The sequence below is a fragment of the Janthinobacterium sp. SUN211 genome (assembly GCF_030587315.1).
In the GTDB taxonomy this organism is placed as follows: domain Bacteria; phylum Pseudomonadota; class Gammaproteobacteria; order Burkholderiales; family Burkholderiaceae_D; genus Janthinobacterium; species Janthinobacterium kumbetense.
This window is the reverse complement of record NZ_JAPWIC010000005.1, coordinates 274241-287550: the sequence shown is the minus strand read 5'-3', so window position 1 is coordinate 287550 and position 13310 is coordinate 274241. Positions and strand designations below refer to the sequence as shown.

The 13310-nt window shown below is 63.5% G+C and carries 11 protein-coding genes; 1 reads left to right on the top strand and 10 read right to left on the bottom strand.

From position 1 onward, the window contains the following. Window positions 1-147: 147 nt before the first annotated feature. The 8 genes from O3301_RS18640 to O3301_RS18605 all read right to left on the bottom strand — a co-directional run bounded on the left by O3301_RS18640 (window position 148) and on the right by O3301_RS18605 (window position 11329). Window positions 148-1299, bottom strand: a complete 1152-nt coding sequence (locus O3301_RS18640; RefSeq protein WP_305057116.1) for an ABC transporter permease — start codon at window positions 1297-1299, stop codon at window positions 148-150. Further along, window positions 1296-2477 (bottom strand): ABC transporter permease, encoded by a 1182-nt coding sequence (locus O3301_RS18635; protein ID WP_305057115.1) that lies wholly within the window; start codon window positions 2475-2477, stop codon window positions 1296-1298. Before O3301_RS18635 ends, O3301_RS18640 begins: the two co-directional genes overlap by 4 nt. A 6-nt stretch (window positions 2478-2483) precedes the next feature. Next, on the bottom strand, window positions 2484-3458 hold the full coding sequence (locus O3301_RS18630) for an HlyD family secretion protein (protein WP_289899049.1): 975 nt from the start codon (window positions 3456-3458) through the stop codon (window positions 2484-2486). 2 nt (window positions 3459-3460) lie between these two features. After that, complete coding sequence (locus O3301_RS18625) at window positions 3461-4885, bottom strand: TolC family protein (protein WP_305057114.1); 1425 nt, start codon at window positions 4883-4885, stop codon at window positions 3461-3463. Window positions 4886-5062: 177 nt separating this feature from the next. Beyond that, window positions 5063-6673, bottom strand: a complete 1611-nt coding sequence (locus O3301_RS18620; protein ID WP_305057113.1) for a bifunctional aspartate transaminase/aspartate 4-decarboxylase — start codon at window positions 6671-6673, stop codon at window positions 5063-5065. A 76-nt stretch (window positions 6674-6749) separates the two neighbouring features. Then, entirely contained in the window at window positions 6750-8438 is a 1689-nt protein-coding gene (gene aspT / locus O3301_RS18615) for an aspartate-alanine antiporter (RefSeq protein WP_099664622.1), read from the bottom strand. A gap of 56 nt (window positions 8439-8494) precedes the next feature. Continuing rightward, window positions 8495-10177, bottom strand: a complete 1683-nt coding sequence (gene aspT / locus O3301_RS18610; RefSeq protein WP_305057112.1) for an aspartate-alanine antiporter — start codon at window positions 10175-10177, stop codon at window positions 8495-8497. Between the two features lie 261 nt (window positions 10178-10438). After that, window positions 10439-11329, bottom strand: coding sequence for an ABC transporter substrate-binding protein (locus O3301_RS18605; RefSeq protein WP_305057111.1), 891 nt, complete (start codon window positions 11327-11329; stop codon window positions 10439-10441). Between the two features lie 223 nt (window positions 11330-11552). On the opposite strand from O3301_RS18605, the gene O3301_RS18600 reads away from it, so the two are divergent. Next, complete coding sequence (locus O3301_RS18600; protein ID WP_077402408.1) at window positions 11553-11816, top strand: heavy-metal-associated domain-containing protein; 264 nt, start codon at window positions 11553-11555, stop codon at window positions 11814-11816. A 33-nt stretch (window positions 11817-11849) separates the two neighbouring features. On the opposite strand, the gene O3301_RS18595 is transcribed toward O3301_RS18600, so the two are convergent. After that, window positions 11850-12389: an SCP2 domain-containing protein gene (locus tag O3301_RS18595; RefSeq protein ID WP_289899053.1), complete on the bottom strand. Its 540-nt coding sequence runs from the start codon at window positions 12387-12389 to the stop codon at window positions 11850-11852. Window positions 12390-12409: 20 nt separating this feature from the next. Next, complete coding sequence (locus tag O3301_RS18590) at window positions 12410-13306, bottom strand: U32 family peptidase (protein ID WP_305057110.1); 897 nt, start codon at window positions 13304-13306, stop codon at window positions 12410-12412. Window positions 13307-13310: the final 4 nt, after the last annotated feature.

Below are 13310 nucleotides of genomic sequence, written 5' to 3'. Positions count from 1 at the left end.
CCTACTGCGCGTCGGTATTTACGGCCTGCGATGCTCACTGTACATTCGCACAGTTGCACTTCTCGGCCGCAACTCCCTTCCGCTCGCTACGGTTTTGTCAGGCGTTGTTATTTAATGTGGAAACGAAATTATTGCATATCGGCCCAGTTACGCCTTGTTCAAATCGACAACAGTCTCCTCCATCCCGCGCCAGCGCCGCCAGCCCAGCGCCACGCAAGCGACCAGCAAGGCCAGCAGCCCGGCCACTTCATGGCGAATTTCATACAGCGAGGCGCCCATTTGATTAAGCGCAACAAAGCCCTGGATGCCGGCCGTGGACGGCAGCAGCCAGCGCAGCCATTGCAGCACGACGGGCATGGACGACACGGGCCAGGTCAGGCCCGCGAGGAACAGCACGGGCATCGAGGTGGCGATCATCAGCTGCGTACCCCGCTCGCGCGTGCGGAACAGCATGCCCAGCAACATGCCGAAGGCCGCCTCACACAGCGAGAACAGCACCAGCAGCAAGAGCATGCCGCCAAAGTTGCCGCCACGGGGGTAATCCTGGAACCAGAAGACAAAGCCGAAGAAATAGCAGCAATTCAAAAACGCCACGCAGGCAAACGCCAGCAGCATGCCCATATACCCACCCACCGTGCGCTTGCCTGCCACGGGGAAGGCCTTGCGCTGGTACCAGGTGCCGAACAGCATGGTCATGCCGATCAGCAAAGTCTGCTGCACAATGAGAGTAGCCACTCCCGGCACGACATAGGCGCCATAGCCTTCCTTGACGTTAAACAGGGGCACGGCGTCGAAGGCGATGGGCGAGCGCTGCTGGCTGGCCTGGATGGTGGACGGCGTGCCCGCGCCCAAACGCTTGAGCTCAATACCGGCCGACACCGTGCCCACCACTTCGGCCAGCCCGTTCAGGGCCACCTTGTTCAGCATCAAATACAAGCCATTGCCCGCCACTTGCGCGTGGGCGGCGCGGCCGGCCAGCACGTCCGTCTGCAAACCATCGGGAATGATCAATACGCCCATGATCTGGTCGCGCCATAATAAATCTTGCGCGACGGGCAAGTCCGGCGTGACGGCGACCACGTCCAGCGACGGGTGGGCCATGGCAAAGCGCGTCAACTGGCGCGACATGGCGCTGCGGTCCTGGTCGACGACGGCCACGGGCACGCGCTGGACGATTTCCGTCGAATACGGCAGCGGATAGAAGAATGAATAGATGATACCGCCGATAAACAGCAAGGTCAGCGCGCCCTTGTCCGTCAGCATGGCGCGCCAGGTGGCGACAAAGGCCGGCCAGATCATGTGCGCCCCCAGGCCGCAGGCGCATTCGCGCGGCGCGCCAGCAGGAACACGCCCACGGCGCCGCAGCCGATGGCGATGCCGGCCAGTATCAGCATTTCCTGCACGCCATAGCGCCACGGCGCGCCGGCCAGCCAGTATTTCGTTTGCAATTGCAAGTAATGCGTGAGCGGCAAGGCTTCCGCCCAGGCGCGCGCTGGCGCCGGCATGGCCATCAAGGGAAAAGCCTGGCCCGCAAACGCGAACGCGGGCGCCGTGATGAAGGCCGCGCCCGACAGCGCCAGGCGCAGGGACAGGGTGGCGGCGATCAGCAAGGTGGCCAGGCCGCAATACGCGAGCACCAGCAACAGCATGCTCACCAGCAATGCCGGCAAGCTGCCCGCCACGGCCCAATCCCGCGCCAGGCTGAAGAACAGCAAGTACAGCAGCGCCAGCGCACAGTAGGCGACGAGGGGAAACAGCAGCTTGGCGCCCACGGCACGCAGCCAGCTGCCATGGGCCGAGGCCAGCCATTGCGGCACCGTGCCGTCGCGCAACTCGCGTCCGATACTCGTGACGACGGCGACGACGATGAAAATCTGCAGCATGGCCGGCATCAGCGCCAACGTTAAAAATGCTTCATAGCTGATGTTTTCGTTATACAAACTGTTCAAGGTCGTGCGTATCGGTTCGAACTGAGCCGCCGCCTGCACGCCCGACATACCCTTTTTCACCCGCGCCGTCATCTCGATGCCGGCCGACAAGGTCGTGCTGACCGTGCGCACGTCGCGCAGCAAGGCGCCCGCGTGCGAGGAAAACTGCGCGTTGTACAGCCATTGCACGGTGGCTTGCCGGCCGCCCAGCAGTTTCTGCTCGAAATCGTTCGGGATCAGCAGATAGCCGAACGCCGTGCGTTCGCGCAAGCGATGCAGGGCTTCGTCGCTGGACGCCACTTTCGCCGCCACATCGATGCCGGGCGAAGCGTCGAGCCAGCGCGTGAGCTGGCGCGACAGGGTGGAATTGTCGTTATCGATGACGACGATGGGCAAGTCGCGCGCGATGCCGGCGGAAAACACCAGCCACAGCATGCCGCACAGCACGACAGGAATCCAGCTGAGCATGCCGAAGTCCCAGAAGTCGCCGCGCAGCCGCCGCCACTCGCGTGCCAGCGCCGCCGGCTGCTCTTTGTCAATCTCGCTCATCGGCTATCAGAGCGGCGGGAACACGACCGACATGCCCGGACGCAAGCCTTCGACCTTGATGGCGGGACGCAAACGGATTTCAAACGTGCGCAAATCCGTGCCGCCCGGACGGGCCGCGCGCCACGTGGCGAAGTCCGGCAGCACGGCAACCGAGCTGACCTTGAAGCTCAGTTGCTGTTTCAAGGCCGGCACGTTCGCCGTGTGCGTGCTGCCCATGGAAAACGCCGCCATTTCATCTTCGCGCACTTGCAGCACGGCCCAGGCGTCATCGAGGTTCACCAGCGTAATCACGGGGAAACCTTGTGGCGCCAGTTCGCCCGGCTGGATCTGGATCTTGCTGACCTGGCCAGCCACCGGCGCGGCGATCTTCGTCTCGGCCAGCGCGATCTGCGCTTCCGTCAGTACGGCGCCCACCTGGCGCGCCTGGGCGGCGGCGGCCGTCTTGTCTTCGGGACGGGCGCCCTTTTGCGCCATATCAAACTGGGCGCGGGCCGCTTGGGCAAGCTGGTCGGCGGCGCGCCATTGCGCTTGCGCCTCGTCACGTTTCTGCTGGGCAATCACGCCTTGCTCGAACATATTGTTGACGCGGGTATAGGTGGTCTTGGCGATGCTGGCCCCCGTTTGCGCCCGCTCCCAGTTCGCTTTCGCGGCCGCAATTTCTTCCGGACGCGCTCCCGCTTGCGCCTTGTGCGCCACGGCTTCGGCCGCTTGCGTGGCGGCCGTCGCTTGCGCGATCTTCGCATCCACTTCCGGGCTCGTCAGCTGGAACAGCAGCTCACCTTTCGGCACGGTCTGGCCCAGCTTGACGTACAGCTCGCCCACCCGGCCCGGCACTTTCGACGAGACATTGACTTCCTGCGCATCCATCTGTCCCTGCAAGGGCAGGCGCTGCGGCTGGAAGGCCTGGTACAAGCCCCAGCCCACGAAGGCCAGGACAATGACGGCGGCGACTATGGCCAAGGGTTTTTTGGAGGTGCTCATTATTATTTGTCCACAGGTAATTGGATATCGGCCGCGGCGGCCAGGCTGCCCAGGCGCTGCGTCTCGCCCGTCGCTTCCAGCAATTGCGCCAGCCCCATCACATAGTTATAGGCCGTCTGCGCGCGCTGCGTTTCCACCTTCGCCAGGTTCAGGCGCGCGTCGACCACTTCCAGCGACGTCACTTGTCCTTGCTGGAAAGCCACGGTTTGCAGGCGGATATTTTCGCGCGCCAGCTCCACCGACGAAGCCGTGGACAGATACTGGATACGGGCGTTTTCCAACGCGCGCCAATTCTTTTCGATCAAGGTCGGAATGTCGCGCTCGGCCTGGCGCGCCACCACTTCCACCCGCTCCTGGTCCAGCTTGGCGGCGGCGATCATCTTGCCCGTATTGATGCGGTGCACGAGGGGTACGGACACGACCAGGCCGACGGCCCAGTTCGAGCGCACGAGCTTTTCATTGCCGCGGTTCAAATTGTAGTTACCGATGGCAAACACGGTAGGTGCGTATTCCTTGCCATGCAGCTTCAAGGCTTGCTCGGCCTGCACGCGCTTGCTGTCGATCTTTTTCCAGTTCGCATTTTCGCGCATGCCCGTGCTGATGAACGATTGCAAGGTGCCGACCGGCAAGCTATTGACGAACAGCGGCGTGCTGGGGCGCACTTGCGTATTGACGGCGAGCAAACGATCAAGCGCCACCTGGGCGATTTCCTCGTCGCTGCGCGCCTGCGCTTCGTCGCTGCGGGCGCTGTCCAGGGCCACGTCGGCGCGCAAGCGTTCCGCGCGCGAAATCAGGCCGCCCTTTTCCAGCTTGGCCGCATCGCGCTGGTGCTGCGTCACGCCGGCCGTCACTTCGGCCCGCACGGCCACCACTCTCTTGGCCAGCAGCAACTGAAAATAGCGCTGCGCCACCAGGGTGGCCAGTTGCTCTTCCGCTTCCGTGCGCTCGGCCTGCGCGGCCAGGGTCAGGCTCGATGCGAGCCCCTTGACGGCGTCCAGGCGCCCGCCCGTGTAGATGGGCCACATGCCCAGCAAGCCGAACGAGGTCAGGTCCGTCACCACTTCGCGGTTCAGGGAGTTGGGAATATGCGGCGTGGGCAAGCCGGGAATCGGCGGCAGCACGGATTCGATGCCGCCCACCACGCCGGACAAGCCGCTCGTGTCGATGCTCAAATCCGTCGACAAACGGCCGCGAAACGCCGTCAAGTCCACGGAAGGACCATCGATATTCGACAGCGCCTCCGCCTTGAGGGTTTTGGCGCGCACGTCGAGCGCGGCGCCCTGCACGGCGCCCGAAGCCTGGGCCGCCTGCTGCAGCGCTTCGTTGAATGTCAGCGGCGCGCCGGCCGGCAACTGCGCCAGGGCGGGCATGGCCGCGCCCAGCGCGCCCGCCAGCAATAATGATATGTGTCCTTGCAATCTGCCCATGTAGCGTCCAGTCAATGAATGAGGGGAAAGCACGGGGTTGCCATGTTTATACTTTCACAATAGCAATTATATCTACGGATGTCTATTCCAGCCTGCACTATTGCTTACTGCGGCGGATACGCAAAAACGGGCGCCTCTTGCGGGGCGCCCGTTGAGCTCAAGCAGCTACCCGGCGAATTACTTCTTCGCCTTCTTGCCGCCCTTCTCTTTTTCCTTTTCAAATACGGCAAAGAACTCGGACGCCATGTTGCGGATGGCGCGGCCGATGTTGGCGTAGTCGTATTCGTTCAGGTTGGCCAACGACACGCGGCCCGACGGGTGCGTGGTGCCGAAGCCGCGGCCCGGCAACAGGATGACGCCCGTTTCATCGGCCAGGCGGAACAGCGCTTCGTTCGGTTTGAGCTTTTTCAGCAGCCACTGCGAAAACTCCACACCATGCATCTGCGCGGCCAGGGACTCCATGTCCAGCAGGTGGTAGTAGCGCACGGAATTGGCGTCGTGCACCATCGGCAAGCCCAGTTCGCGGTACAGCGCTTCCTTGCGGCGCAGCACGATACGTTTCATCGACTGCTTGTACTTTTGCTCTTCATCCATCAGCGAGAACAGGGAGAACAAGGTCATCTGCGCCTGCACGGGCGTGGACAGGCCGGCCGTATGGTTCAGCGCCACCGTGCGGCTGTCGGCTACCAGGCGGTCGATGAATTTCAGCTCGCGCGGCTCCGTCGTGATCGAGTGATAGCGCGCATCGAGCTGCTTCTTGATGGTTTCCGGCAACTTGGCAATCTTGTCGTCGAGTACATTTTTCTCATGCGTGGCCACCACGCCCATGCGCCAGCCCGTCGCGCCGAAGTATTTCGAGAACGAATACACGAGGATGGTGTTGTACGGACACATGGCGAACAGCGAAACGAAATTGTCGGCAAACGTGCCGTACACGTCATCGGTCAGGATGATCAGGTCCGGGCGCTTCTTGATGATCTTGGCGATGTATTCCAGCGTGTCATCGTCGATCTTGACGGACGGCGGATTGCTGGGGTTGACGAGGAAGAAGGCCTTGACTTTCGGGTCCAGCAGCTTGTCCAGCTCTTTCTTTGTGAATTGCCAATTGTTCGATTGCGGCGCATCAATATGCACTGTGTTCAGCTTGTAATCATTGAGCTGGGGAATCTCGATGTACGGCGTGAAGATCGGCATGCCCAGGGCAATCGTGTCGCCTTCCTGGATGATGTGGTTCGATTTCAGGCTGGCGAACAGATACGTCATGGCCGCCGTGCCGCCTTCGACGGCGTACATGTCGAAGTTGCCGACGAACGGATGGTCGCCGATCATTTCGCGGTGGATATACTGGCCGACGATTTTCTCGGACAGGCGCAGCATGCGGTCCGGCACGGGATAGTTGCAGCCGAGAATGGCTTCGCACATCTCGTAGATGAAGTCGCCCGCGTCCAGGCCCAGCTGGTCGCGCACATACGACATGGCTGCCTCGATGAAATGCACGCCGGGGTTGCCTTCATGCTTGCGCACGAAGATTTCAAAGCGCGCCTCGATGCCGTCGCGCGTGGGGAAGCCGCCCACATCATCCATGTACACATAGGAACGTTCCGCTTCCGTCATGGCGAACTGGCCGAACTGGAAGAAGCCATGGCGCGGCGTGGTGGCCAGGAAATTCGGGTTGCCGCGGCCCGCATTGAGCATCAGACGGTTGCTTTGCTTGGCCGTCTGGATCAGCGCATCCTTCAATTCGAAGGGGCTCAACAGCGCGAGTTTGCTTGGGTTACTGAAATCCATTTCAACGACTCCTTATCAACTGACAATATGGGAAAAGCCCCGCACAGGCGGCTTAGGTCCTGCAAATACGCCCGACTCAGACAAAGGCCACAATCAGCGGCCCCAGCAAGGTCAGGAAAACGTTGGCCAGGGCATACGTAATGGCAAACGGTACGGTGGGAATCGAGTTTTGCGCCGCGTTCAGCACTTCGCCGAACGCAGGATTGGCGCTGCGCGAACCGGACAAGGCGCCCGCGAAGATGGCGACGTTGTCATAACGCAAGATGTAGCGGCCGATCAGCATGGTCAAGATCATCGGCAGAATGGTCACCACCACGCCCACGCCAAACAGGGTCAGACCGTGTTCGCGCACGGTTTGCACAGCTTGCAGGCCGGACGTGAGGCCGACGACGGCAACGAAGCCGGCCAGGCCCAGGTCTTTCAGGATTTGCACGGCGCCGCTGGGCATGTAGCCAAACGTCTGGCGCTTCGCGCGGAACCAGCCGAATACCAGGCCCGACAGCAGCACGCCGCCGCCGCTGCCCAGGGTCAGCGGAATCGAGCCGATGCGCGCCACCAGCAAGCCCACGAGCAGCCCGACGACGAGGCCGGCGCCCATGTAGACGAAGTCCGTCTTGGCGCTCGGCACGATCATGTAGCCCACTTCGGCCGCCACGCGCTTGACATCCTGCTCGGCGCCATAGATGGTCACCACGTCGCCCGTCTGCACGACGGTTTCCGCTTGCATGGGCAGAATCTTGCCCATGCGGCTCAGTTGCACGACAAAGATGCCGTGGCGCACACCCGGCGCCGTGGCGCTGCGGATTTCGCCCACCGTCTTGTTGTGGTAAGCCTTGTTGGTCAGCACCATGTCGCGGCGCTGCATCACCAGTTCCATGCCTTCGACGGCCAGCAATTCCTTGCCCAGCTGGGAAGACACGCTGAGCATGGCTTCGCGGCGGCCCACCAGCAGCACGATATCGTCGGCCGCCAGCACCAGGTCCGGGCTGACGTCGATGATCTGGCCATTGCGTTTCACGCGTTCGATGGTGATGGCCGTGCTCGGATGGGCGCTTTCGATGTCCGCCACGGAGCGTCCGGCGCCCGGACCCACATCGTAGATGCGGCCGATGAGGTCGGGCGCAGCCGGCGTCTGGCCCGGCCCCAGCACTTGCACGCCCGCCTGCAGCGCCGTTTCCGCCTTGATCGCATCTTCGCGGATGGTGCGCCCCATGAGCTTCGGCAAGATATTGACGCAGACGATGATGGCGCCAAACGAGCCGAACACATACGTCACGGCATAGCCGACGGCCACGTTGCCCTGCAGGCGCGCCACTTCGTCGGCCGCCAGGCCCAGCTTGGTGATCGCGTCGCCGGCCGTGCCGATGATGGCCGACTGCGTCAAGCCGCCCGCCGCCACGCCGGCCGCCAGGCCCTTGTCCAAGCCAAAGACCTTGGCCAGGATGACCACCGTCAGCAGCGCCGTCACGGCCAGCACGACGGCCAGGATGATTTCACGCACCGACTGGCGGCCCAGGGAATTGAAGAATTGCGGCCCGCTTTCATAGCCGACGGCGTAAATGAACAGCGCGAACAGCACCGATTTCACGCCGGGATCGATGGCGACGCCAACCTGGCTGACGAGCACCGCCACCAGGAGTGAACCGGCGACCCCGCCCAGCTGAAACGAGCCGAACTTGATCTTGCCGATGTAGTAACCCACTGCCAGGGAGAGAAACAAGGCAATTTCAGGCGACTTCTTGAATAACTCATGCAACCATTCCATGCGGACCGCCTTTCGTGTTGAAGGAATTCTTTACTGCGTTTGCCCTTGCTTGCTGCTCATGCGTGCACCGACCCTGCCAGGGCCACGATCAGCGGCCCCAGCAGGGGCAGCACCACGTTCGAGATGGCATAGGTAATCGTGTAGCCCAGCAAGGGCGTGGAATTGCCGGCCGCATTCTGCACGGCCGACAGGGCCGGCGTGCTGCACTGCTGGCCGGCGATGGCGCCCAGCAGCACGGGCGCTTCCAGCTTGAGGAAAAAGTGGCCTACCAGCAGCGACAGCGAGGCGGGGATGACGGCGATCAATACCCCCATCAGCGGCAAGGACAGGCCGTACTGGCGGATCAGATCGATCGCCTGCGGCCCCGACGCCAGGCCCACGCAGGCGATGAAGGTGGCCAGACCGATATCCTTCATCATGTCGAGCGCGCTGGAGGGGATACCCTGCATGCCCGGCTTGCGCGCCTGGTACCAGCCGAACACGAGGCCCGTCAGCAAGGCGCCGCCGCCCGTGCCCAGCGAAAACGGGATGCCGCCCAGCTTGGCGGAAAAGCCGCCGATATACACGCCCAGCACGATGCCGATGCTGGCGTAGACGATATTGCTGCGGTCGCCCGTGGGCACGCGCTTGCCGATGGCGGCCAGCGCCGTGTTCAGCTCGCGCCCTTCCGTCGTGCCATACAGGCGCAGCACGTCATCGCGCTGCAGGGCCAGATCCGGCAAGGGCGGCATGCTGTGCTCGCCACGCACAACGGCCGCCACGTGCACGCCGGAGGGCAAGGCCAGCTGGCGCAAGGGCTGGCCCGCCAGCGCGGCTTGCTGCAGCACCACTTCGACGGCGGAGACGGCCATGTTCAAGCCCGTCGTGTCGGCAAATTCCTCGCCCAGGATGGCTTCGGCCGCCACCAACGCGGGACGGTGGCCGATCACCAGCACTTCGTCGTTATTGCGCAAGCGCAATGCCGGTTCCAAGGGCAAGACCTTGCCATGGCGGCGCACGCGCGTAATGCTGGCGCGGCCCGCAAAGATATGCTGCAAGGCGTCGAGGCGGCGTCCCGCGCCGCGGCTGATGCGGTAGGCGCGCCCCACCATCTCCGGCGTAGCTTGCACGCCATCGCCGTCGGTCTGCGCGCCGCCCATCTTTTCCCACAACTTATCGGCTTCTTCGCGCAAATTGACACGCAGCAACAGCGGAAAAATCTGGCTGGTGACGATGACGATGGCGATCAGGCCGAAAATGTACGTGATGGAATACGCGGTGACGACGTTGGCCTGCAGCTCGGCGATGCGGGCGGCCGGCAGCGCCAGCTTCGAGATGGCATCCGTGGCCGTGCCGACGACGGCCGACTCCGTCGCCGCGCCCGCCATCATGCCGGCCGCCGTGCCCTGGTCCAGGCCCAGGAAGCGCGTGGCCAGCAGCACCAGCGCCAGCACCACCACCACTTCGATCAGGCACAGCAGGCCCAGGCGCAAGCCCTTGGCATTCAGGTTGGCAAAGAACTGGGGGCCGCCCGCATAGCCGAGGGCAAAGATGAACAGCATGAAGAAGACATTCTTGACGCTGGCGTCCAGGGTGATGCCCAGCTGGCCGATCAGCAGCGCGGCGACCAGGGTGCCGCACACGCCGCCCAGCTGGATGGGGCCGAAGCGTATCTGCCCTACCGCGTAACCGAGCGCCAGCGCCAGGAACAGGGCCAGTTCCGGCACCTGGTGCAATACGGACGTGATCGAATCGAGCATGGACGAACCTTCGAAAAGATAACGGATGGTGACAAGGGGACAGCGCGTTCGGCGGCTGGCGGCAGCTGGCTGTGGAACGGGCGCACGGCTCCCGCACGACTCCTGCGGCAAGCGCTTGTACTGGGAAAAAGTTGCAACGTGGAATTATGTTCGGCGAAAATTTAATAAGTGTCAACAGGTGTTCTGTTGAACTCGCTTTGCGCTTCATCAAACATCGGGCGCACGATTGAAGCCGCTGTTTGACATTGATCAATAAGATTATTAGTAATGTTTGGGACGGTACCAAAGTGCCTTGCGCGCCAGCGGCGTCTCCTCCGGCAAGTCGGGATTGGCCAGCTCCAGCACGTGGCGCCGGGACAGCTGCAAGCCATCCGCGAGGCGGCCGAAATGGCGCTGGAACAGCTGCGCGAAACTGCCATCGGCAAGCATGCTTTCCAATCCCCTTTCAATGTGGCGTGCCAGTTCCGGCCGGTGCTTGCCGACAAAGAAGTACAGCGCGGCCGGGTAGCGGATGACCAGGTAGGCGTCGAGCGCCAGCGGCAAGTGCGCATGGCTGGCCAGTTCGCTTTGCGCCTCGATTACGGAACGGGGAAAGTAATCGATGCGCCCTGCCGCCAGTTGCTGGAACAGGCCTTCGTAGGTACTCGAGGTATCGAGGCGCAAGCCATTCGCCTGCAGGATGGCGGAGTCGGGCCAGTCGCGCATCTGGCCGGCCGACAGTCGCGCCAGGGCGGCGATGCTGCGCACGCCGCGCAGCATCTGCGGCTGGCGGGCCTGGATCAGGGCCACGCGCCAGCCGATCAGGCCGCGGTCGATGGGGATGCGCACCGGCAACAATTGCGTTTCGCGCGCGCGGCTCGTCATGGCCCAGACGACGTTGACACCGCCCGACGCCGTGGCGATTTCCTGCATCGCGCGCGTCTGCACCATGCGCAGTTCGGAGCGGCGCAAGGCATAGGCCTGGCCCGAACGGGCCAGCGCCTGTTGCAGCAAGGCCGTCACATAGCCTTGCTGCGGATCATAGAGCGCCTGGTGGCGCGGATACACGAGCGGCAGCGGCGGCACCGCGCCGGCGGCCGCGCCCAATGGCCACAGGGCGGCAAGCTTGACAGAGGGCGGCGCTGCATGGCCCCTCCTTTCCAGCGCTGTCATAGCGTTCTTATCAGAATGACAGTATCGCGCAGCAGGGCACGCTTGTCGACTGGAATACGGCAACTGTGTACAAAACAACAGCACTTTCAAGGTGACCCGCAGGGCTGGGGATTAATCCAGATCAATAAAACCGCAAATACAAAATAAATCTTGCGTGCTGCTCTGGACGGCATGCGCATGGCTCGCCTACGCTGTTTTTTTATCTGAAAAACAAGAGGAACCCATGCAGACAGCACGCTTGAATATTATCGGAATGGATCATGAAGGCTGCGCCGACAGGCTGACGGGCGCGCTCGAAGCCGTCACGGGCGTGGCCACCGTGTGCGTCTCGCTGGCGCGCCACGGCGCCACGGTGCAGTTCGACGAACGGCTGGCCACGCAGGAACGCCTGCTGGCCGCCGTCAATGACGCCGGCTTCATGGGCGAGGCGACGGATGAAGAACAGCTGGCCTCGTGCAGCGGCGCCTGCGGCCACTGCCGCCACTGAGCGCCACTGAGCGCCCGCCCTCCCTTTCTTCGCTCAGCCTTCGCGCGCGCCCCGGTCGCGCAGATGCGCCAACACGCGGCGCGGCCCCAGCGCCTGCAGGTCGAATGGCGGCAACTCAATGGCATCGAGCGTATTCTTGAACAACAAGCCCAGTTCCGTGTCGCCTTCCAGGCTCAAACGGCGGCTGAAGAACAGCGTGTCCGGATCTTCCTGGCGCCGCGCCAGCAGCATCAAATCATGCACGCTGGCGGCGATGCACAGGTCCGGCACGTCCGCATAGCGCTCCGCCACGAACACCGTGCCCTGCCACTCGAAATCGAAGGCGATGCCCGCGTCCAGCAGCCGCAAGCGCAAACTGCGCCCTTCCAGGCTGCGCCGCACGTCGTCGGGCAATTGCGGCGCCAGCAGGCGATTCAAGCCCTGCACGAACAGCCACGAGGCGGGATACGGGGGCAGCTTGGACAGCAATTCGGCCAGCGGTTCCGGCAGCCGGTACGACACTGCGGGCTTGCTCATGCCGGGACGGGCGGGTACCGGCGCCGGGACAGGCAATCTTTCCAGTTGATCTTGCATGGTGCTTCCTTTCGAGGCGTTCAATGGGCGGCGTGCTGTTCCATGCCGGGCTGGCCGTGCCAGTAGCCGTCGCAGGCGCCGGCCGGCTGGCAGGCCGCCAGTTGGGCCTGGGCGCCGATGCCGCTGACCTGGCCGCGGCGGGCGCGGTCGAAGATGGCGATGACTTGTTCCGTATGCATGGCCTGCGGGCTGATGCGCGCCACCGCCACGCCCATGTCGCGCATGGCGTCGAGTTCGCGCACCAGGTTGTAGACGAGCGCCGACTGCGTCTGCGTGCCATTCAGTACGAGGAAGGGCACTTCGTCGCGCGTGCGCAGCAACAGGCCGTCCGGCTCTTCCAGGCAGCTGTAGCCGCAATCGTCCTTCGGCAGGTTGCGGTTGCGCGCCGTGAAGCAGCGCGCGGAAAACGCCAGCGGCATGCGGCCGTAGGCAAAGACTTCCGTCTCCAGTCCTTCCGGTTTCTGGCGCTGCATCTCGGCCAGCGCCGTCTGCCCCATTTCCAGCGGCATCACCCAGCGCCGCGCGCCCAGGCGCGCCAGCAATTGCAGGCTGGGGCCATTGAACAGGTTCAAATGGGGACCGGCGACGAAGGACGTGCCCTTTTCCATGCAGTGCACGGCGCCCATGTCGTTGGCCTCGACGCCGTAGCGGCCATTGCCCGTGATGCGGCGCAGGGTCGCCAGTTCCGCGCCCGCCTCGATCAGCGCCTGCGTCGACAGCACCACTTCCTTGCCGGCGGCGGCCAGCATGTCCGCGATATCGAGCCAGTCGGCCAGACGCACCTCATGCCGGCGCGAGCAGACGGTTTCACCCAGGTAGACGATATCGACGGCGGTGCCGGCGATCTGCTGGTAAAACTCGAAGACGGTGGCGCACGGCCAGTAGTACAGCAAAGGGCCCAGTGAAAGCTTCAGCATGTTC

Coding starts and splice junctions, on each gene's coding strand:
- O3301_RS18640 (WP_305057116.1), bottom strand. CDS start 1,299: ATGATCTGGCCGGCCTTTGTCGCCACCTGGCGCGCCATGCTGACGGAC.
- O3301_RS18635 (WP_305057115.1), bottom strand. CDS start 2,477: ATGAGCGAGATTGACAAAGAGCAGCCGGCGGCGCTGGCACGCGAGTGG.
- O3301_RS18630 (WP_289899049.1), bottom strand. CDS start 3,458: ATGAGCACCTCCAAAAAACCCTTGGCCATAGTCGCCGCCGTCATTGTC.
- O3301_RS18625 (WP_305057114.1), bottom strand. CDS start 4,885: ATGGGCAGATTGCAAGGACACATATCATTATTGCTGGCGGGCGCGCTG.
- O3301_RS18620 (WP_305057113.1), bottom strand. CDS start 6,673: ATGGATTTCAGTAACCCAAGCAAACTCGCGCTGTTGAGCCCCTTCGAA.
- aspT (WP_099664622.1), bottom strand. CDS start 8,438: ATGGAATGGTTGCATGAGTTATTCAAGAAGTCGCCTGAAATTGCCTTG.
- aspT (WP_305057112.1), bottom strand. CDS start 10,177: ATGCTCGATTCGATCACGTCCGTATTGCACCAGGTGCCGGAACTGGCC.
- O3301_RS18605 (WP_305057111.1), bottom strand. CDS start 11,329: ATGACAGCGCTGGAAAGGAGGGGCCATGCAGCGCCGCCCTCTGTCAAG.
- O3301_RS18600 (WP_077402408.1), top strand. CDS start 11,553: ATGCAGACAGCACGCTTGAATATTATCGGAATGGATCATGAAGGCTGC.
- O3301_RS18595 (WP_289899053.1), bottom strand. CDS start 12,389: ATGCAAGATCAACTGGAAAGATTGCCTGTCCCGGCGCCGGTACCCGCC.
- O3301_RS18590 (WP_305057110.1), bottom strand. CDS start 13,306: ATGCTGAAGCTTTCACTGGGCCCTTTGCTGTACTACTGGCCGTGCGCC.